Annotated in this window: 12 protein-coding genes; 6 read left to right on the top strand and 6 right to left on the bottom strand. The window is 44.9% G+C overall.

Going from position 1 to position 20,430, the window contains the following annotated elements; genetic code table 11:
- Positions 1–142 precede the first annotated feature (142 nt).
- From KO518_RS05955 to KO518_RS05945, 3 genes are all read left to right on the top strand, one after another.
- Complete coding sequence (locus tag KO518_RS05955) at positions 143–1,531, top strand: N-acetylmuramidase domain-containing protein (RefSeq protein WP_216024920.1); 1,389 nt, start codon at positions 143–145, stop codon at positions 1,529–1,531.
- A gap of 1 nt (position 1,532) precedes the next feature.
- Complete coding sequence (locus KO518_RS05950) at positions 1,533–1,964, top strand: 3TM-type holin (RefSeq protein WP_216024919.1); 432 nt, start codon at positions 1,533–1,535, stop codon at positions 1,962–1,964.
- 88 nt (positions 1,965–2,052) lie between these two features.
- The gene (locus KO518_RS05945) at positions 2,053–3,012 is read left to right on the top strand and encodes a YihY/virulence factor BrkB family protein (protein WP_216024918.1); all 960 of its coding nucleotides are present in this window, start codon (positions 2,053–2,055) and stop codon (positions 3,010–3,012) included.
- On the opposite strand, the gene KO518_RS05940 is transcribed toward KO518_RS05945, so the two are convergent.
- Together KO518_RS05940 and KO518_RS05935 are read right to left on the bottom strand one after the other, a co-directional pair.
- Positions 3,009–5,507 (bottom strand): bifunctional diguanylate cyclase/phosphodiesterase, encoded by a 2,499-nt coding sequence (locus KO518_RS05940; protein ID WP_216024917.1) that lies wholly within the window; start codon positions 5,505–5,507, stop codon positions 3,009–3,011. The two genes, KO518_RS05945 and KO518_RS05940, sit on opposite strands and share 4 nt — an antisense overlap.
- Positions 5,508–5,799: 292 nt before the next feature.
- Positions 5,800–7,683: a CRTAC1 family protein gene (locus KO518_RS05935; RefSeq protein ID WP_216024916.1), complete on the bottom strand. Its 1,884-nt coding sequence runs from the start codon at positions 7,681–7,683 to the stop codon at positions 5,800–5,802.
- A 328-nt stretch (positions 7,684–8,011) separates the two neighbouring features.
- On the opposite strand from KO518_RS05935, the gene KO518_RS05930 reads away from it, so the two are divergent.
- Positions 8,012–10,039, top strand: coding sequence for an NADPH-dependent 2,4-dienoyl-CoA reductase (locus KO518_RS05930; protein WP_216024915.1), 2,028 nt, complete (start codon positions 8,012–8,014; stop codon positions 10,037–10,039).
- Between the two features lie 265 nt (positions 10,040–10,304).
- Complete coding sequence (locus tag KO518_RS05925) at positions 10,305–11,408, top strand: family 16 glycosylhydrolase (protein ID WP_216024914.1); 1,104 nt, start codon at positions 10,305–10,307, stop codon at positions 11,406–11,408.
- A 206-nt stretch (positions 11,409–11,614) separates the two neighbouring features.
- On the opposite strand, the gene KO518_RS05920 is transcribed toward KO518_RS05925, so the two are convergent.
- Positions 11,615–12,769, bottom strand: a complete 1,155-nt coding sequence (locus KO518_RS05920; RefSeq protein WP_216024913.1) for an aldose epimerase family protein — start codon at positions 12,767–12,769, stop codon at positions 11,615–11,617.
- Between the two features lie 126 nt (positions 12,770–12,895).
- Between KO518_RS05920 and KO518_RS05915 the strand changes: the two genes are divergently transcribed.
- Positions 12,896–13,987, top strand: a complete 1,092-nt coding sequence (locus KO518_RS05915; RefSeq protein ID WP_216024912.1) for a family 43 glycosylhydrolase — start codon at positions 12,896–12,898, stop codon at positions 13,985–13,987.
- A gap of 255 nt (positions 13,988–14,242) precedes the next feature.
- Here the strand turns inward: KO518_RS05915 and KO518_RS05910 are convergent, their stop codons facing one another.
- The 3 genes from KO518_RS05910 to KO518_RS05900 all read right to left on the bottom strand — a co-directional run bounded on the left by KO518_RS05910 (position 14,243) and on the right by KO518_RS05900 (position 20,351).
- Positions 14,243–16,372 carry a TonB-dependent receptor gene (locus tag KO518_RS05910; RefSeq protein WP_216024911.1) on the bottom strand — a complete coding sequence of 710 codons (2,130 nt, stop codon included), beginning with the start codon at positions 16,370–16,372 and terminating at the stop codon, positions 14,243–14,245.
- An 80-nt stretch (positions 16,373–16,452) separates the two neighbouring features.
- Positions 16,453–17,598, bottom strand: a complete 1,146-nt coding sequence (locus KO518_RS05905) for a HupE/UreJ family protein (RefSeq protein WP_216024910.1) — start codon at positions 17,596–17,598, stop codon at positions 16,453–16,455.
- Positions 17,599–17,672: 74 nt separating this feature from the next.
- Positions 17,673–20,351 (bottom strand): CBM35 domain-containing protein, encoded by a 2,679-nt coding sequence (locus tag KO518_RS05900; RefSeq protein WP_216024909.1) that lies wholly within the window; start codon positions 20,349–20,351, stop codon positions 17,673–17,675.
- Between the last annotated feature and the right edge of the window lie 79 nt (positions 20,352–20,430).

The following is a 20,430-nucleotide window of genomic DNA, read 5'->3' as shown; positions in this document are numbered from 1 at the left end:
ATTTCATCCTTCGGCAGTACACATCCGTGCCAGAAAGCAGTCGGCCTCTTTGTTTATGGATAAACGAAAAGGAACAAAGATTGACTAGCTATTGTGTAAACGCAGTTAGACACGCGTCCTCGAGCAACCCGCAGAGTCGCTTATGTTAGGCGCCGTGGTTCCGCAGTTATTGAATGTCCGCAGCATGCCGATGACAAGGTCGTCGGTGCTGTCCAGACTTACGGAAAATGAAGTGGTTCGCGGTGAAGCGAATATCAATGGTTGGTGGCAAATTCGCTATGGCACTACCATTGGTTTTGTCAACGGCGCTTACCTCAAACCCGTAAACGACATGTCGCGCTTGTCCGGTGCGGTAAACACGCCGCGCTTAAACGTGCGTGCTGGCCCATCGCCGAGTGCAGCGTATGTCGCGACATTATCACAGGGCGCATCGGTTAAAACGCTTGCTATCCTCGACGGTTGGCTGGAGATTGAATTCAATCATCAAACGGCGTATGTAGCCGCACCGTATGTCGACTTAACCTACGCGTCATCGGGTTACCACGGAGTGGTAACGGCAAACCTATTGAATGTCCGCGCTGCCCCCTCACTTACAGCCAGTATTTTTGGCCAGCTCGCTCAACGCAATCGGGTCTGGGTCGAAGGCACTATTCAAGGTTGGAGTCAAATAAGATTCAACGGCAATCGCGGTTATGTGTCTGACACCTATATCGCCCGCGACGACTCACCTCCCCCCGATTCTGAAGCCCCCCTCGCCATGGCGGATCATGAAAATGACATCATTGCTCCTATTCCGAAACGAAGTGATACCAACAGTCCAATACCGCTGACCCCACCTGTGATCCTCCCTGTCACAGGTAATGCGGAACAGCGTGGGGTAGCCACTACCTGGAACCGCTTTGGTGCTCTGCTTAACCAACTGTGCCAGCAAAAACAAATTAGCACCGGAGCATTAGTGGCGGTGTTATGTGTAGAAAGTGCCGGCAAAGGGTTTGAACAAAATAACGGCGACAAAATGATCATCCGTTTTGAAAACCACAAGTTCTGGCGCTACTGGGGTAAACACAATGCCACGCAATTTAGTCAGCATTTTCGCTATCGCAGTGACAAAGTATGGCTCGGTCACGAATGGCGAAAAGACATTAACGACGAATGGCAACCTTTCCACGGACGCCAGATCACAGAATGGGAAGTATTTGAATTCGCCCGTCTACTCGACGAGGAAGCAGCCATGCTATCAATCAGCATGGGGGCACCTCAGATTATGGGCTTCAACCACGAACGAATTGGCTATCGCACAGTGACCGAAATGTTTGCGGCCTTTTCATCTCACATTCAATACCAGATAGCTGGCCTTTTTGAGTTTTTCTCACCTCAAATGTTGCAATACCTTCGCAATCACGACTTTGTAGATTTTGCCAGCATGTACAACGGCGCCGGGCAAAAAAACGTGTACGGAGAAAAAATACGAAGGCACTACAACGCCTTTATCAAACTCATGCCTAATTTAGACAATAAACAAGGAGGTTAATATGAACGTGTTCTCTTTTATCAGCAGTATCTTTGAGCCTGCGGTAAAGCTGGTGGATGAACTGCACACCAGCGATGAAGAAAAACTCCAACTGCAAAGCAAAATTAAAGCGGTGGAAAATGAACTGCTGGCGAAGGTCATCGATTATGAAACACAACTCCTGGAAAGCAAAACAGCGATCATCACGGCCGAGGCTACCGGTCAATCGTGGCTTCAACGCAATTGGCGACCGATTACTATGTTAGTGTTTCTCATTTTGGTGGTATCGGACAGTTTTGGCTGGTTACCCAACAAGCTTGCCCCCGAGGCATGGACGTTGCTGCAAATTGGTTTAGGCGGATATGTAGCCGGGCGCTCAGCAGAAAAAATGACGCAGCAATATCTCAAAGCGCGGCCAGCAGAAAACAAATCCGGGACCGTTGCCAAAGGGTAATACACCAGAGTGCAAATTACACACGTTAATGAACCCTTGCCGACAGAAAGGGAGTATCAATGGTACCGTTCATCAATTGATACCACTCATGAGCAAGACAACCTTCAACAACGCCAAATCTACGCTTACCATACCTGTGAAGGGGTGGTGGAGTATAGCTAAACGCATCACTCGCAGTGTGCAAAATGACAATATTCCCCTGATTGCCGCTGGCGTGGCTTTTTATTGCTTGCTGGCCATATTTCCTCTCCTTGCCGCCACTATCGCCTTGTATGGTTTAGTGGTGTCGTCTGCTGAGGTACAAGAACACATGGCCATGCTGGTCAACATCGTACCAGAAGAAAGCCAGTACATCATAGAAGAGCAATTAAAGCGATTGATTCAACGGTCAAACTCTGCGCTGGGCTGGAGTTTTTTTCTCACACTACTGATATCTTTGTGGAGCAGCAGTAAAGGGGCTAATGCGCTCATTACCGCCTGTAATATTACCTACCGTGAAAGCGAAGGGCGTGGATTTTTCAAAGGCATTGTGGCGCGTATTATCTGCACCATCAGCATGATAGCCACAGTCATTGTTGCACTTGTCTGTATCTCTGTCGTGCCGAAACTGGTGGAGTGGTTGAACCGCGATACACTGGGTGATGTGAAAGTCAGCTGGTTTACCTGGCCTGCCCTCCTTGCGATTTTTAACCTGGCACTTGCTTCTCTCTATCGCTACGCGCCTCATCGTCGCGCGGCCCGCTGGAGATGGGTGACACCAGGCTCCGCATTCGCGACAATTTTGTGGGTGGGAGCTTCCTATGGGTTTTCACTCTACCTGACTGAGTTTGCTTCATACAACAAAACTTATGGGTCAGTGGGTGGCATTATTATTTTACTGCTCTGGCTTTACCTAAGTGCGTATATCATTCTTATTGGCGCAGAACTAAACGCTGCAATTGAATTGCAAACCCTGACAGACAGTACCGTTGGCAAAGACAAGCCCATGGGAGAGCGCAATGCGGTAGTTGCCGACAACGCGCCCGAAGATCTACAAAAAAATAATTAACCCTGCAACCAGGTTTCAAATTCGTCTTTCGCCAGGGGTTTACTGAAATAATACCCTTGGAATAAATCACATCCGTAAGATTTCATTAGGTTTACCTGCTCCAGGGTTTCCGTGCCTTCTGCAATACTGGTAAGCCCCATAGTTTTACTGATTGCAATGATGGATTTCACCAGTTCCCGATTGCGATCATCGTACAATCCGTCAACGAAAGATTTATCAATTTTTAATACGTCCAGAGGCAGTTCACTCAAGTATGACAACGAAGAGTAACCCGTCCCAAAATCATCAATTGCAACGGTAATACCAAATCCTCTAAGTTCTGCAAGTGTGGTTATTGCTTTTAAACGGTCAGTTAACAACCCTGACTCAGTAAGCTCCAATTCAATAAGATGCGATTGTAAACCTTTTTCAATAATTGAAGACTTGAGTTGCTGTATAAAGTCGTTGTCTTCAAACTGTGAAACCGTAGCATTAATGGCTATAGGCACCAGGTGATAGTGGCACCGCTGCCAGTGAACCAGGTCATCCAGCACACGCGTCAATACCCATTGCCCCAGCAAGTGAATAACCCCGGTTTCTTCCGCAATGGGAATAAAGTCGGCCGGCGAGACAACTCCGCGTTTTTTACTAAACCAACGCACAAGAGCCTCAGCACCAACAATGTCGCCGTTTAAATCAACTTTTGGCTGATAATATACATCCAGCCCGTCATCATGATGAAGTGCGGCGACTAAGTCAGCCTCAAGTTCCCTGGCATATTCAACATCAGAAAGAAAAGCCGGGTCAAAAAAGGTATACCGTCCTCGACCGTGCTCTTTCGCGCGCATAAGTGCCTGCTCAGCAGCGCCAATAACGTCGATTTTTGAATCCAACTGTGATGGAAATAATACCGCCCCCATTGTGCAATTGACATTGATCCTGCGATTTCCAACACTACAGGTTTCATTGACAATAGCCTGAATTGCTGTCCAGTGAACATTTGTCAGGCGGGTTAAATCAGCGCGCACCTTAGGGATCATTACAGCAAATTCATCACCGCCACAGCGAAAAATATGCACGCATTCACTGGTGTAACTGCTCAACCGTTCACCAATGATTTTTATTACCCTGTCACCCACATCGTAGCCATACTTGCGATTCACCTCACCAAAATGGTCAAGGTCAAATAACATCAGTAGTGCCTGGGCATCTTCGGTTTGCAAGTCAGCACGCACTGTGTTCACACAGGTAAGTAGCTTTGTGCGGTTGGGCAAACGGGTAAGGTAGTCAATGAAAGCTGTCGCCTTGAGTTCATTTTGCAGGGCTTGCCGTCTAAACTCGGCACTCATTCGCGTTGCGAAAACATCTGTAGCGGCTCTGAGTGCGCCTTCGCCAGTTAACGGCCGTTTATACATTAATACCAATAAACCCACATTACATCGATTGCTTCCCACAATGGGGTGCCCAATATATGCCTCAATGCCTTCTTCACGCAGCATTGCATCGTCGGGAAAATCGTCTGCAACTTTTTCGCGATGTACGCATGCCTCTATTGACAGTACATTTTCACAAGGCGAACCTTTGCGTTTATACACGAAATTATCAATACGCTCGCCGTTTTTAATCACCACCTCTGTGGCAATAGTCTGTGGGTTATTTGCGTTGACTAACCCAAATAACACGTAGTCTGCTTTTGAATACCGGGCTAAAAGCGTAACGCAATTTTCATAGAATGAACTCACGTCACCTTCGTTTGATATTTTGGCCAGCGCAGAAAACACACCTTGCATTGCAATTTTATTGTTGCCCTCTTTATCTAACTCATCAGATTTTTCCTTAAAACCACGGCTTATCATACCCATCACAAGCAGCGACATAACCGTGGAAGGCACACCTCCCACGTACACCCAGTTTAAGGTTTGCTGATCAATCTCAAAGCCTACTTCACTTGCGCCAAGCTGCAGCAGTATCGTGAGCAGTAATGTGAAAAACAGATATATCTGCTTTTGTTTGAAGAAGCGAATGACGCAGTACGCCATAAACAACGAAGATAAAGCATAGCTAAGGTGAAGCAGCGGAAAATACGCACCGCTTTCGCCTTTTAAGATTGCAGCAGTATCGCCAAACACAGTGGTGTAGGTTATCAGCACTGCATGCTCGCCGTATCTTATTGAGTGTTCGGAAAACACATTGATAACCAACAGCGGGAGCGACATTAGGCAAAAGGCATAGAACAGCACTTTCACATAGCGAAACTTTGTCCATAAGCCCAGAATTAAAATCTGCAGAGGGTGAGCCAAAATGACGCAGAACAGATGATACTTACTGATTTTTATGGCTTCATCAACAGTGGTGGCACTATGCAACATCAATGAAAGCCAATGAAATAAGAACAACACTGCATTGAGGAGTGCTAACGCTATAAAATAAGGCCGTCGTCTGTCTACACCTGACAATAAAATGCTGATAGCACACAACGCATTCATGCTCATCAGCACACTGTAAAACTCTGTCATTAAATAAAATCCCTGGCAAGATTGGGTTTCACAGCCATGTAATCTTAGCTAGCCACTGTTATATCGGTCTCAATACATAGTTTTAGTATACCGACGAAGGGTTTGCCAATTCTTTGGATAAATCTCATAGAGAAAATGCATTGTTATTTTGTAAAGTAGACAAAGGGTTAGTCAAATAAAGCGAAGTAAGAGCGGGGGAAACGCATTCATTTTCGACAGTGATGTCTAACGGCTGCGCGTTTGCAGCCTCCGGTTTGATATAGACGCATTTTCCTGTATTTCATGAGCTTTGTCAGAACCGCACTAGCTGACCAGCGGCCACATTGAACTGATGCTTTTCTTCGCCATTAGCCCACCTGACATAAACGTCGTCCACATGGTCACAAATTCCGAGGCCAAAGTGCATCTCACTGTTTAGCATATGGTGGAAGCCGTCACCTGTGGCCCCCATGTGCTGGATTTGTTTTTTTCCACACGCAGACACGGTTACCCATGCTCCTGTAGGCTGAGCACCGGCAGTCGGAGATGCTGAGACATGCACTTTAACAAAATGGCCCAACATTTCTTCAGGCACCTGATTTTCAGCCATGTACCAGCGGCCCCGTTCATTTCCGAAAATAACGTCTAAGCGCCCATCTTTGTTGTAGTCAAACAATGTCACCCCCAGACCGGTGGCGCCAATTTCTTCGGAAACCAACCCACTATATGGGTGCATTGCAAAGCGCTTGCCCTGCTGATTTAGCAACACAATGTGGGTCACCGGCAAGGCCATATTTCCGTATGGGGACACAACCAAATCCACAAAGCCATCATTGTTCACGTCACCTGCCGCAACACTGGTAGTTTGCGCTTCAACGGCAATTCCCAACTCCGTAGTTACATCTACAAAACGACCATTTCGATTTTCTAACATAACCGCCGGTAAAGGATTTCGCTTGATTTCTCCCGGGTGGACCAATACGTTTTTCACCACTGCGGCCAAGCGCGACTTAACGACACCGCCAATACGCCATTTACCGTCACCCATATAGCCAATGTGCATGCCTTTTAATTCGTCGTCCTGTGGCCACCCCATGGCATCCTCGGGTTTAATCACCAGTCGCCCTCCGGTGTTATGCTCGGGTCGGGAAGCTTCCACAACCTTGCGCCTTTCGCCCAACTGAATGTCATACGTTGCCCACGTCTCCTGAATATTCTCCAGGATCAGGTTGTCTCCCCCGACGATGATATCGTCAAACATAAATGCGTCGCGGAATACAAAAAATGCAAAATTTTGGTTTTTGTCATCGTAATACGCCTCTTTTTCAAACTGGTAAGGGCTGCGCGTTAAAAACAAATCAAAATCACCATCATTGTCGTAGTCCAACTCAGCCATATTGCTGACATAACGGATGCGCGCCAATTCACCTAACACATCTTGTGTTGCATCAGAATAAGTTCCATCACCTTGTGCAAGTGACAACGTCATATCCCGTCCACCAAATGTGATAACATCCATTAAACCGTCACTGTTGACATCGGTTTGCAACACTTTTACTGACAGTGCATCGTGAGGCATTGCCAGTGTGACTGGATGTTCGAACGTAGCGCCTGTGTTGCGATACAACTGATTCGTGGTGAGCGATGCCACTTTTCTGGGCGCAAAGCCTGTGGTAAACAAATCCAACTTGCTGTCCTGATTGGCCTCTATAAACTTAATGGCACGGCCCCGACTGGCGCGAAAATGTTCAAAGGTGCCTTCCCGGGTAATATTTCGCTTTTTGTCGACGGAAAAGAACACCGGTCTTCTAGGGTTACCACCATCACCGCCACCCGGAGAAACAATAATGTCCATATTGCCATCACCGTCGTAATCAGATACGCCCAAACCATGGGTATCACCCGTGATAAGCGTAATAGGCGCGGAAAACTGCCCGCCGTCATTCCAGTAAATGAGAGCAGAGTTGCCGTGTTGTGTAGTGATGACATCGTCCCAACCGTTTTGATCTACATCAGCTACCACCGCCGCCCCCCACTTTCTGCTCAGTTTTTTGTCAAAAGGAATAACACCGTCAGTGACTCGGAATAGGGAATGGTCTGCTGGGGTTTCCATATCAGGTGATGATGTACTGCATCCCACCACAATGGTGAGCACATATAAAAAAGTGATAAAACCTGCCGATGTAGCTGTACTCATAGCGATGCCCATAGATAAAAGTGTGTCCCCTGGTGAATCTCCAACGCGTCTCAACGTTATTTACAATTTGATTACACCACTGAAAGTAATATATTAACAAACATACTATGTTTATTAATTGAATTTCAAATCGTATTTTGCGTTTCACGAGATTGCATAACGTTATGCTGTCCACAGACCGGAAATCGAAATATTGATTTATTGATCGAATTGGTTGTACCAGTTGACCAAAATTAACGTTATCATTACATTCAGCGCCGTCTTAACAGGCTGCTTTACCGCGTTTAGCCATAACAATAATCGGTTTTTTCGCCCAAAAGAGGTAACTATGGAACACCACGCATTGTACCCGCGATTGCTCTCTCCACTTGATCTTGGATTCACTCAACTGCGCAACCGCACACTTATGGGTTCCATGCACGTAGGGCTGGAAGAAGAAAAACATGGCATTGACAAACTGGCCGCTTTTTATCAAGAGCGAGCTAAAGGAGGGGTGGGATTAATTGTTACCGGCGGCATTAGCCCGAATATTGCCGGCTGGGTTGCACCTTTCAGCAGCCGCATGTCGAGCAATAAGCACGTTAAACAACACCGTAAAATCACCCAGGCAGTGCATAGTGAAAACGGCAAAATCTGCATGCAGTTGCTGCACGCAGGCCGCTACGGCTATCACCCATTTGCAGTAGCGCCGTCTGCCTTAAAGTCACCTATTTCTCCGTTTAAGCCCAGAGCACTCACCAAACGAGGCATTCAGAAAACCCTCAAGCAATTTGCTAACGCGGCCAGGCTTGCCCAGGATGCACAATACGACGGCGTGGAAATCATGGGTTCTGAAGGCTACCTTATAAATCAATTTTTCTGCGAGCGAACCAATAAGCGCACCGATGAATGGGGTGGAAGTCTGGAGAACCGAGCCAGGTTTGCCATAGAAACCGTAAAAAGTGTTCGGGCTGCCGTGGGGCCGCACTTCATTATTATTTATCGCCTGTCTATGCTGGATCTGGTGGAAGGCGGCGCGAGTTGGTCTGATGTAGTGTATCTGGCAAAAGCCATTGAAGAAGCCGGCGCAACAATGATTAATACCGGTATCGGCTGGCATGAAGCCAGAGTTCCCACTATCGCCACTTCTGTACCTCGCGCGGCATTTACATGGATAACTAAACGGATGAAAGCGGAAGTATCGCTACCGCTTATCACCACCAATCGCATTAATATGCCTGATGTGGCAGAGCAAGTACTGCAAAACGGCGATGCCGACATGGTATCTATGGCCAGGCCTTTTCTGGCCGACCCCGATCTCGTCATTAAAGCTGCTGAGGGCAGAACTAACGAAATCAATACCTGTATCGCTTGCAATCAGGCGTGCCTGGACCATGTTTTTAAGCAGCAACGTGCAAGCTGTTTAGTTAATCCACGGGCGTGCTACGAAACTGAACTCAACTTCCCCCGAGTAGACGCGCCAAAACACATTGCGGTAGTGGGGGCCGGGCCAGCGGGATGCGCCTTTGCCATCAACGCGGCCGCGAAAGGGCATGATGTTACCCTGTTCGATCAGGCTGGCGATATTGGCGGGCAGTTTAATATTGCCAAGCAAATACCTGGTAAAGAAGAGTTTTACGAAACCCTGCGCTACTTCCGTGTGCAACTACGAAAACACGGCGTTACATTAAAGCTTGGTGAGCATCTTACCGCAGCGTCTTTCGAGCAAACCAAATTTGATGACATCGTGATTGCCACTGGCATTACCCCGCGCACGTTACGAATACCCGGCAGCGACCATACCAAAGTCATGGGATATCTCGATGTGTTTGCAAACCCAGACAAAGTCGGTGGTTCCGTGGCTATTATCGGTGCCGGCGGTATCGGCTTTGATGTGGCAGAATTCCTGGTTGAGCAGGAAAGTTTAACCACACAACCCGATAAATGGCTGGTAAACTGGGGCATTGACAAAGCCTATTCCGAAGCAGCGGGATTAATGACTCCAGCCAAGCCAACCCCGGCCAGAAAAGTGTATTTACTACAACGAAAGAAGACTAAGGTAGGGGCGGGTTTAGGCAAAACCACCGGATGGATCCACAGAACCACACTTAAGAAAAACGACGTAGAATTTTTTAATAGTGTGGAATATCAGAAAGTCAGCGACGACGGGCTACATATTGTTCACAACGGAGAAGAAAAAGTGCTGGCAGTGGACAACGTGATCGTCTGCGCAGGTCAGGAACCCAACAATGGGCTGGCAGAAGCGCTTAAAACCCGAGGACATAGCGTGCACGTTATTGGTGGCGCGTTTAAGGCGGGTGAGTTAGACGCTAAATTTGCCATTCGCCAGGGCAGCGAACTGGCTTCTGTGATTTAGTCCTATCCATCTCAATCCGGCTCACTGCTTTCTACAAACTTGTGAGCCCGCTCTACTCTCGTTACCTCGTAGAAAAAACGCCGGCTCATGACTCACTGATGAGCCCTCCTTACTCAGGTACCCACTATCACATACTCACAACAAACTTAAACATCATATCTTTATACTTATGCTATATTTATGTTAGGGTAATGTTAATATGTCATGTAGGCAAAAAAGTCCTACAGCGACAGCGCTTTTTACTTTTTGCTATGGATATCAAACTATGACCAGCCCTAAACATGAGTACGTAAACAATGTAAGCACTTGTCGCATCGCCCTTCGCTATGGCCGACTACTCTCATTAGCGTGCGCATTCTTTCTTTCACAATCATGCAGTCAGAAAAGCCATGCACCACCGTTAGCCGACGAACGCACAGAATCGTTGTCATCTACCGCTGTTTTACCTCTTTCAGACCCAGCTAACCAAGGGGAGTGGGTATACAATACCGAGGTCAGCGATGAATTTAATGGTGATACCATAGATGAAGATCGCTGGTATATTGTTGGTAAGTTTGAAAATGGAAAACCCGTATACAAACACCCGGACAACCCCAAAAAGTGGGTATGGAAAGGGCGCGCTCCCTCTCAGTTTTCTGGCAGAAACTATCGCTTGGAAGAGGGTAAGTTAGTCCTGGAAACCCGCTGGGAACCTGATTTTCCTTTTAGTGATGAAGTGAGAAAACCCCACTTTGGTGATCCCCTTCCCTACGAAAACATCACTACAGCCTGCTTCATTTCCCGTAAGTTTTTCACCTACGGATATATCGAAATAAGAAGTAAAGCAGCAGATGCCGAAGTCACCAGCGCGTTTTGGTCTATGGGTAACAAGATTGAGCTGGACTTTTTCGAGCAATTTGGCGACCACCGAGACCCAGAAAAAAATCATTTGGATCGTGAACTCTGGTGGTCATTGCGTGATTGGCAAACAGGATTGCCTGACGCTGGCAAGCCCGTATTTACCCAACACAAAGATTTGGGTTTTCGCGTTGCAGACGACTTTCACGTCTATGGTTTTGAATGGGATGAGAGCGGCTTTAAATATTACGTCGATGGCAAGCTCATCTCTGAGGTAAGCAAGGATGATGTCCGTAAATGGGCTCTTGAAAATCGCAATGTACCTGAGGACTACGACGGTTGGGTTGCTGATCGCCCCATAAGCTTGTGGTTAGACCAAGAGACATTCCCGTGGCACGGCGTTCCCGATAGTTTGGAAGATCTTGAGAAAAACAGTCCGGAAGGCGAAAAAGAAGATGGCGTCGTTGATTTTGAAATTGACTATGTCAGAGTATGGCAAAAGCCCCGACACTTGGAACAGGAACCTAACTAGCCAATTGCTGCTACCTCCGAATATACACTGAACCTACTATATATTGCGATTCAGGTATTGTCTCCACAAGCATCTGATCTACGTATCAGTTGAATGATATGTAGATCTATTTTTTTTGGGATGCCTTGCCACGTGATGCACTGAAATGGATGGAGCATACATTCTGAGCTAAGTGCAATAACAGGTAAAATATGTTTTCCAAGGCACTATTTTACACTAAACTGGAATATCGTTTTAGACCGAAATTCATCACTGGCTTCAAGACGAACACTGGGAAACTGGGGATAATTTGGTGAATCTGGGAAATGCTGTGTTTCCAGTGCTAATCCGCACCGATGGCAATATGTTGCGTTTTGTTTACCTTTGATAGAACCATCTAGAAAATTCCCTGAGTAGAATTGTATGCCAGGCTCTGTGGTGAAAATAGTAAGCGTTCGCCCTGAAGCCGGATGATGTAAAACCGCAGCCGCCTCCTTTCCACTAGCAGCATTTGCAGACAAAACCCAATTGTGATCATAGCCTAATGCATTTATTAATTGTGGATCTGGTGATTCAATACGAGCTCCTATAGTTGTTTTTTCTCGAAAATCCAATGGAGTACCTTCGACCAAAGGTAATCGTCCTGTAGGAATTAGCTCGCTGTCGATCTCTGTAAATCTGTCAGCGTTGATTTCAAGCTCGTGATCCAGAATAGAGCCGCCATTGTGACCTGCTAAATTGAAGTAACTGTGTTGCGTCAGGTTTACTATCGTTGTTTTGTCCGTCGTGGCCGAGTACTCTATCGACAACTGATTTTGGTCGTTCAGGCTGTAAATCACATGGGTAACGAGTGTTCCAGGGTAACCTTCCTCTCCATCGGGGCTTTTTAATTGGAGTACTATTCTGTTATCTGAAAATGCGTCTACCTGCCATAGTTTTTTATCAAAGCCAACTTCGCCCCCGTGAAGATGGTTTTTCCCATTGTTAATAGCAAGCTGGTAGTCCACATCGTCCAGAGTGAATTTTCCCTCTTTAATTCTATTCCCATATCTTCCAACTATCGCACCAAAGTATGGGCTTTCGGTCAAATAGCTTTCCGGCGTTTCAAAACCCAAAACAATATCTTGAAAGACACCATTTCGATCTGGTGCATAAAGCGAGACAATAGTTGCTCCCAAATCAGTGATGGCGACTGCAATTCCATTTTCATTGGACAGCCAATACAACGACGCCGGTTTTCCAGACGGCAATAGGCCGAATTGAGTTTTTGGTACGGCTTTGGTTGGGTAGCTTAATTGATAGTCGTCGGCAAGTTCGCGTCCATTTGCTGCGGCCATTTGTGAAAAAGCGATCATTGCAAATAACATTACAAAAGCTCTCATCAAAACCTCTTCGTTCTAAATAGTCAATTTCCCAACAAATAATAACAAGTTTGACACCGGTGTCAAACTTGTTATTATTTGTTAAACTTATCTCTAAAATTAAAAATAAGGCGGGTACAAATCAATATGAATCTTCGATCAGATTTTTTTACTTTTCTGGATAACAGCCCCATTGTTTTTGCAATAGGAAAATTACGAGTATTCGCCTGTACGTTGTTAGCTGTATTTTTGGTTGGGGGTTGTTCAATACAAAAGGAAACACTAGCAATTAAGACATCCGAACCGCAAACTGGGGAAGTATTTTTACTACCTTATTTTTTAGGAAACGGAGAAACAGGTATCTACCTGTCTTACAGCTATGATGGTTTAAATTTTAAATGGTTAAACGAGGGTAAACTCATTTTTGAAGCACCTGATTGGCCGGATGAAAACCTGACAAGAGACCCTTCAATCCTCTTTCACGACAATATGTTTCATATGGTTTGGACCACCAGCTGGTGGTCCAAAACAATTGGCTATGCATATTCAAAAGATCTCGTCCAATGGAGTGAGCCAAAGAAAATATCTCTTTGGCAAGACGGCGATGGGGCTAAGAATAGCTGGGCTCCAGAGCTCCACTGGGATGATGAAAGCGAAGAGTACTTCATTTTGTGGAGTTCCACTTTAGAAGAGGAACTCAAAGACAATGACGGTTCGTCTAACCGTCCAGGACGAGATCACCGAACTTATATAACTAGAACTAGTGACTTTAATAGTTTTTCTCCACCTGAGTTATTCTATTCGCCACAATCTCCTGAAGTGAGTGTTATCGACCCATATATTGCAAAAGACGACAAAGGTACCTCTGATACAATTGATGACCAATTTGTGATGGTGATCAAAAATGAAATGCCTGAGAATAAGGGCGGCAAAAACTTACGCTTGGTATTTTCCGACAATATGCAAGGTCCTTATCCGACCGAAATGGGAGCGCCAATTGTTGGTGCAGGAACCAACATTGTGAATGTCATGGCCGAAGGTCCGTCTTTATTAAAGAAAGATAATCTCTGGTGGTTATACTGGGACGCTCCAGATAGCGAGTTTTCTTATTGTCTTGCTACGAGTGATGACTTAGTCACTTGGAGAAACAGGTCTGATGAAATGTCTATGCCGGCAAAGTCTATGCGCCATGGAACCGTCTTACTGGTTCCAACGACTAAAATAGGTTTCTTAAAATAGATAGTTGTTTATCGCGCCGCCAGTAAAAAGCCGGTCACAATGCGCTGGTACAGTTTAACTAGCTGTATCAGTGCATTGTGACCTTTCCATTTAGGTTTAGGTTCTCCTCAGCTTCCTACGTATCAGTTTGCTCAGAACAGTTATCTAGAACAGTGAAAACACCAACATTTTTTGTGATATGCGTGCTCTAGGACCATGGCTAACCATGGCACCACTGGTTGATACATAACCATAGTTATAGACCAACAGCTCAACTCAGAAGAAGTAAGAGACTGAAGCCCTTACACTTCTAGGTTCGAAAGGATGAAAATGGATATCGTCAATACTTTGATTAGCAGGTTCGTTTTCTAAACGGGACTCGTAAAAGTAGTCGACATCATGATCTTTGCTATCTGAGAGGTTTAACACGTCTAATGAAAAAGACAATTTATTTCCAAACCTATATCCAACGCGTAAGTTCCATATGCCGCTACTATTGCTCTCTACACTAGTATCTTCGACTAACGCGCGCTTGCCAAAGTAACGATACCTTAGGCTACCAAACCACCCCTTACCTTGATCGACACTTATACCCGTTTGCAACACGTGTTTAATTGCACCTGGAATATTGTTTTTACCCTTTGGAACATCGACCAATTTTGCATCAGTGTAGGCATACTCAAAGTCTAAGGTCCAGTCGCCAGCTATGTGATAGTAGCTGGTAAATTCAAGACCTTTACGCATGGATTTACCACTTGCCTCTGTATTACCAGCATCCCCCACAAATAATAGCTCGCTATCAAGTTCGAGTAGCCACAATGACACAGATGTACTTAACTTATCTGCTATAAAACCTCTTAACCCTGCTTCGTATCCGAACGAGCGGACCAGCGGATCTACGCTATTGATGGGCGCTCCGTCGACAGGGTCAATTTGAATAGTCGTTCCTCGTGCATCATTTGAGTGAAAACCTTGGCCAATTGAAAGGTAGCCTTCAAACTCAGTGTTCACTTGATAAATCAGGTTGCCTTTTAGTGAAACCAATTCGTCTGATTTCGTTCCTGAATTTGGAGAGAGATTAATGCTCGAACTATTGACGCCAGCCAGGTCTGACACGTCAAAATTGTATACATCATAACGAGCGCCTAGAGTAGTGCGTATTTGTTTAGTCCAGCACGTTTCGTTCTCCCAATATATCCCGGTACTAGATTGATTTACATCATCACGTCTGATAGTGCCAAAGCGAATTCTTGATTGGGTTTGGAATAAGCCAACTTCTTTAATATTGTCGAGTCTGATCTGTGCACCAAATGTATTATGACCTCCAAAACCTTGCCAGTTGTGAGGTTTAGCGAAAACAATATTCCCGCCATAAACCATACGATCGTCAGTTTGTTCAAACTGGTCACCGAGGTCTTCGTTCCCTAGAAAATACGTGAAATTTGACCAAAGATTCATCGAATAGCGGATCATATAAGCATTAGCGATCACCTTATCGCTTTGCCACTCTACATTCACGCTTAAGCGATTTGATTTTCCTCCGACAGTACTATCGATTGAGCCTAGTCTGTTAACCTCATCTTGTTCGACTGCTCTACTTGGAATTTGGTCAGCGCTATTCCAATTATTGTCGTATGCCATCAAGCTGGCTGAAAGCTCTCCAACTGAGACATTTGTAGTGTGCTTTATCCAAAAATTGGTTTTCCCAACATCTTCTTTTACATTTTCCCACGGACCATCGTATTGATTGGATTCAAGTGCGATTAATGTGCTCCCCTTTTGTGTGCCAATAGTATGTACCAGAAGGCTGCGAACAAAACCGAACTCTCCAACTGTTAGTCCCATATTGCTATTGAGTGTCTTATTTATACTTGCTAACCATGCAGAACCTGCCCCACTAAAATCACTGGCTTCTGTATAGTAGGCCCCCTTTTTGTAATCTAAGCTAATTATAGCTTCGGGAATGATAAAGTTTAGATCGGTGTACCCTTGACCGTGACCATGTGTAGGCAGATTTAACGGCATGCCATCGAGATAGGTCGCAAAATCAGTACCGTGGTCCAAATTGAAGCCTCGCAGAAAGTACTGATTCGCTTTGCCGTTGCCGCTGTGTTGCGTCACTACCATTCCCGGCACTAGTTCAAGTACTTCGCCAGTGCGAGATAAAGGGCGAATTGCAATTTCTCCTTGAGATACACTGCCAGTAGAAGCAGAAGAGCTCAAACCTACAAGATTGCGCTTCCGCCCCTTGACTTCAATCGTCTCGAAGTCTACTTCTGTGGCCCAGCACGTCGAACACAATAAAAAAATTGTGTAAACGAAAATACTGAAAAAGTGCTCTGTTTTTTTATGAAATTCAATAGTGATTTCATATCTTTTATAAAGTCTTAAAATCCGGGATAACATTAAAGTTTTTATCCTATATTGGTGCAATCAATATTCCTTTCTGCGGTAGCAAAGAGAGTGACTAATGTTTGTTTTTCTCGTCAGATAAAAGACAAAATTTCTACGTCAAATGCGCGTTCAATTAACCAAGCTATCGCGACAATTGATACTATTAATGCACCGCCTTTTAATACCACGGGTTGATAAAATGCCTGTTTGCGCAGAGTAAAAAGTAACGGGAGGGTGGCAGATACGATGATGATTTGCCCTATCTCAACTCCGGCGTTAAATGATAATAACGCGACAAAGGTTGCATTTGGCGGCATGGAAAGCTCAAGTAAAACGTTGGCAAAACCAAAGCCATGAATTAACCCAAATGCAAAAGTAAGCATCCAAAGGCTCTTGTCCATTTTTGGGAAAATACAATTAAGTGCTACAACTAAGACGGACAACGCGATCACTGATTCGGTAACTCTTGGCGGTGGCATTTCTACCCATCCCAAGGTTGCGCTAACAAGTGTGATACTGTGAGCGACTGTAAAAGCGGTGACTATTTTGAGCGATTCTCTGACAACTTCCGTCAACGATTCACGCTCGATCCAGCGGTTTTTCTTAAGTATCAAAACTGCGGGAAGAATCAAACAAACTAGAAATAAGATGTGATCGATTCCAATCCAGATATGCCAAATACCCTCGACAGTAAACTCAACTATGGTGTTTGCTAAAGTAACTTTTTGCAACACGATTGATTGGTTTCTTTGATCTTCAAAAAAACGCACCTGCACCATTGCGTTGTCTCTTGTGAGATGCAAAGAACCCATGTGTTTGGGGTTGTCTTCAAAAAGCAGGTTGTATTCAGCGCCGATTGAATACCTTGGTACGGGACAATCATGGGAGATTAGAAAACGGACATAATTTCCATTGCCATGAAGCATGAATCGATGGTTAACAATGCTGAAACTACATTCCCTTTCATCAATATTGATAAGTAAGTTGTCTGAGATATAGCGGATTAATTCTCCATGAGGGTACGCTTGCTCTTCTTCAATTGATAACTTTCCATCTTCGTCGCTATCGATCTTGAAGTGTTTATTCAGTTCACCGGTAGTCAGGTCAAACTGCATTTCAGCCGCCCCATCCGGTGCTATGTTAACAATTAGGTGGCCACCCTCCCCAAAATTGTGAGCTTCCGCACAAGGCAAAGTAAATACAAGCAATGGTAGTAAAACGAATAAAAGCTTCTGCATAACTAATGAACTCTAAAACAGACACGGACCACACCAGGTGTGGTCGGATAAAAATCGGTAAATACAAAGGGGGACTAATCTGGATTGCTGCGCCACTTTTCCAAATATGGCAAGCGGATAAGCTCATGAAGCTCTGCTTTTTGTTCGTCCGAGTAATCAGGATAGTGAGTATCACCAACGTCCGGAATACCCAGATTTTTCATCGTTTCATATGTCCAAACTGGCTGCCCTTCTTCATCGGTGCTAACGCGAACGATAAGGTGCCCTATGTCAAAGCTCATTAACATTTCCTTGTACTGACTTCCGTGGCGACGTAAATAATTTACAGCTTCCATGGCATCCTGAGTAAAGGCACCTCTTGCATATACTACTTCACTGGCAGGGACAAAAATTAAAGCAGGATCTGACTTTTTAACGTATTCAGGATTGATTGAACCGTGCCAGTGATGATTTCCATAGAACAACTCGCCTGTAATTGTGTCAGTGCCGTATTCTTTCAAGATTCTATCTTGATTGTGCGCGTATATATCGCCTTGAAACTGCACTCTGAACCCAGAGTATTCCATGCTAAAAGCCAGTGAGTTGGCATTTAAATCACAAGAATTGACAGCAATCGCGTCCTCGCTGCACGAGTCACCAAAAGTATTCAAGATTTTTACACTGGTCCCACCTAAATCAAACTCTCTACCACTCCTGAAGAATTCACGATCGCCACCGTCTTCTTCATGCATTGATCGTTGAACGATGACATTCGGAAAAGCGTTAACAAATGCTTCATGTCCCTCAGAAATAAAGCCGTCGTATACTTGGCGGCGATAGGTACCGCCAATGTGGTCACCGTGAGGATGGGTCAGCCATAGATAGTCTGGCTCAATATTATTGGCTTTAAGGAAAGGAATGACTCGGTCTAGATTGACCCACCATTGACCCAGGTCTACCACCAGGGATTTACCATCAGGCAACAAGAATAACGCAGCATTTCCATGGCTGGAATCGAAGAAAATAACGACAAAATCGTTGTCAAAATCGGCGTCTGGGGGAACAATGTTAAGTTGCGTTGTTTTCACGTCACCACTGGTGAATGTCCAAGTAAGTTCATAGTTTCCTGGAGGTAGTGAAGCGAGTTGTTGACTGTCTAGATGAGCGAAGAAACCGCCCACTATCACACTTGTATAGCGGCCCTCAATATCGTCTTTATACTCTTCAACTTCATAGTTAACGGCTATAGCTTCAAAATCAGTCTCTTCGTTTGTCGCTGATAGTATAACTGAGTCTAGCTCATTGCCGTAGGGATCAATTTTGATGGAAATTTGTTTCTGATGGTCCAGATAAAAATTTTGCTGCTTAGGACCCACTTTAGCAGACATTTTCGCGGGTACTTTTGAAACATCGAAGTAGTCAAAATCCTGGAAACCCCAACTTTTGATTATCTCAACTGTATTACTACCTTCTTTTAATTGAACAGGAAAAGTTGCTGTTTCCCAATAAGTACGAGAGGCCCTAAAACCAGCACCAGGAAGTGCAAATTCACCGTTTATCTTAATGTCCTGTACTTTGTCACTTGCTCCAGTTCTATAGCGGAAACTCATGTTGTACAACCCCGCTTCTTTAACATTCACGTAAAAAAGCATTGATCCGGTATTTTCCATGGTGACGTAGCCGCTGTTGCTACTGACATCATCGAAGCGATCCCATTCGCTATCGCCATGACTACGCACTTGCATTAACTCACCCAGGGTTACATCTTCAGCTTCATACCTGTCTCCGGCGGTCCCCGTTAAATCCCCTTCTACTACCTTGATTTCAAATGTCGTTGGTTCTAAGTAGTCAAAATTTACTTGTGCTTGGTGTGTACCGGGCTCTAACTCTGACAGCCCATCGGCTGTCAATGTTAACTCATCGCAGGTCTCGCTCAGTGCATAGCTTGCAGTCATACCATCAATAGTCACATCAACCAATTTATTCGTATTCAGACGAAGAGGCGCTGATATATCATTTTCCTCGCTGACATAGTGGACGCCTTGAGTGATAGCATACTGAGATGCAAAACGAATTGGAGCAGAACTAATTTCAATCCGATCAAATATTGTAAATCCCCATGATAGCCTGAGTTCCATAGTGTATGTTCCAGCAACTAACTCTGGACGTAGCACAAACTCATGCCATTGGTTGTCTTTATGCTCAAAAAACTCATATCCCCAATGTGAAAAGGCGGCGTTTTCATGTTGATCAGATTCCAAGTTAGTACGATCTAACTGGCTATCTTCATATAGGAAGATATGTTGCTTCTTGTAGCCAAGCTGTGTATTAGCGAATATTTTTAATTCGTACACACCATCTTCAGGGATAGTTATATTGTGGATATATACTTTGCCAGAGTTACCGTTCATTAATACATATTGCCTGTTACTCGCTGGCTCAAGTACAAAGTCTTCATTCTCTCCATCTCCATACAATGTCGGCGCGTTACCAACGACAAATCCGGATTCCAGCGTTTCATCGAAAGCTGATTCAAATTCATACAATGTATACCCATCAACTTCCCAATCAGTATCTACAACGGTTTCAGCCAAAATGGAGTTACAGTTGGCGGGAATTGATACTGTCGGCTCTGCAGGGGTTGGAGGTATTGGTTCTGGATTGGCTTTGTCATTACTCCCGCTGCTATTACAAGCCTGAAGAAACGAAACGATACCTATAACAAACACCATTTTGTAATTTTTTATAATCAAACGGTAAAAGTGAGTTCTCATGTACTTCCTCATCAATTTATGAATACTTCAACCCACAATAAATGAACCGGTTTACCAAATTATTTCAGTTTCTTTAAAA

It is taken from the genome of Aestuariibacter sp. A3R04 (assembly GCF_018860805.1).
GTDB lineage: Bacteria > Pseudomonadota > Gammaproteobacteria > Enterobacterales > Alteromonadaceae > Alteromonas.
The sequence above is the reverse complement of the archived record's forward strand: the minus strand, read 5'-3'. Positions and strand labels throughout refer to the sequence as shown.

Bases quoted from the DNA above. Each gene is read 5' to 3' on its own strand.
- KO518_RS05940 (WP_216024917.1), bottom strand. From the start codon at position 5,507: ATGACAGAGTTTTACAGTGTGCTGATGAGCATGAATGCGTTGTGTGCT.
- KO518_RS05900 (WP_216024909.1), bottom strand. From the start codon at position 20,351: ATGAGAACTCACTTTTACCGTTTGATTATAAAAAATTACAAAATGGTG.
- KO518_RS05955 (WP_216024920.1), top strand. From the start codon at position 143: ATGTTAGGCGCCGTGGTTCCGCAGTTATTGAATGTCCGCAGCATGCCG.
- KO518_RS05930 (WP_216024915.1), top strand. From the start codon at position 8,012: ATGGAACACCACGCATTGTACCCGCGATTGCTCTCTCCACTTGATCTT.
- KO518_RS05925 (WP_216024914.1), top strand. From the start codon at position 10,305: ATGACCAGCCCTAAACATGAGTACGTAAACAATGTAAGCACTTGTCGC.
- KO518_RS05950 (WP_216024919.1), top strand. From the start codon at position 1,533: ATGAACGTGTTCTCTTTTATCAGCAGTATCTTTGAGCCTGCGGTAAAG.
- KO518_RS05915 (WP_216024912.1), top strand. From the start codon at position 12,896: ATGAATCTTCGATCAGATTTTTTTACTTTTCTGGATAACAGCCCCATT.
- KO518_RS05905 (WP_216024910.1), bottom strand. From the start codon at position 17,598: ATGCAGAAGCTTTTATTCGTTTTACTACCATTGCTTGTATTTACTTTG.
- KO518_RS05920 (WP_216024913.1), bottom strand. From the start codon at position 12,769: ATGAGAGCTTTTGTAATGTTATTTGCAATGATCGCTTTTTCACAAATG.
- KO518_RS05945 (WP_216024918.1), top strand. From the start codon at position 2,053: ATGAGCAAGACAACCTTCAACAACGCCAAATCTACGCTTACCATACCT.
- KO518_RS05910 (WP_216024911.1), bottom strand. From the start codon at position 16,372: ATGTTATCCCGGATTTTAAGACTTTATAAAAGATATGAAATCACTATT.
- KO518_RS05935 (WP_216024916.1), bottom strand. From the start codon at position 7,683: ATGAGTACAGCTACATCGGCAGGTTTTATCACTTTTTTATATGTGCTC.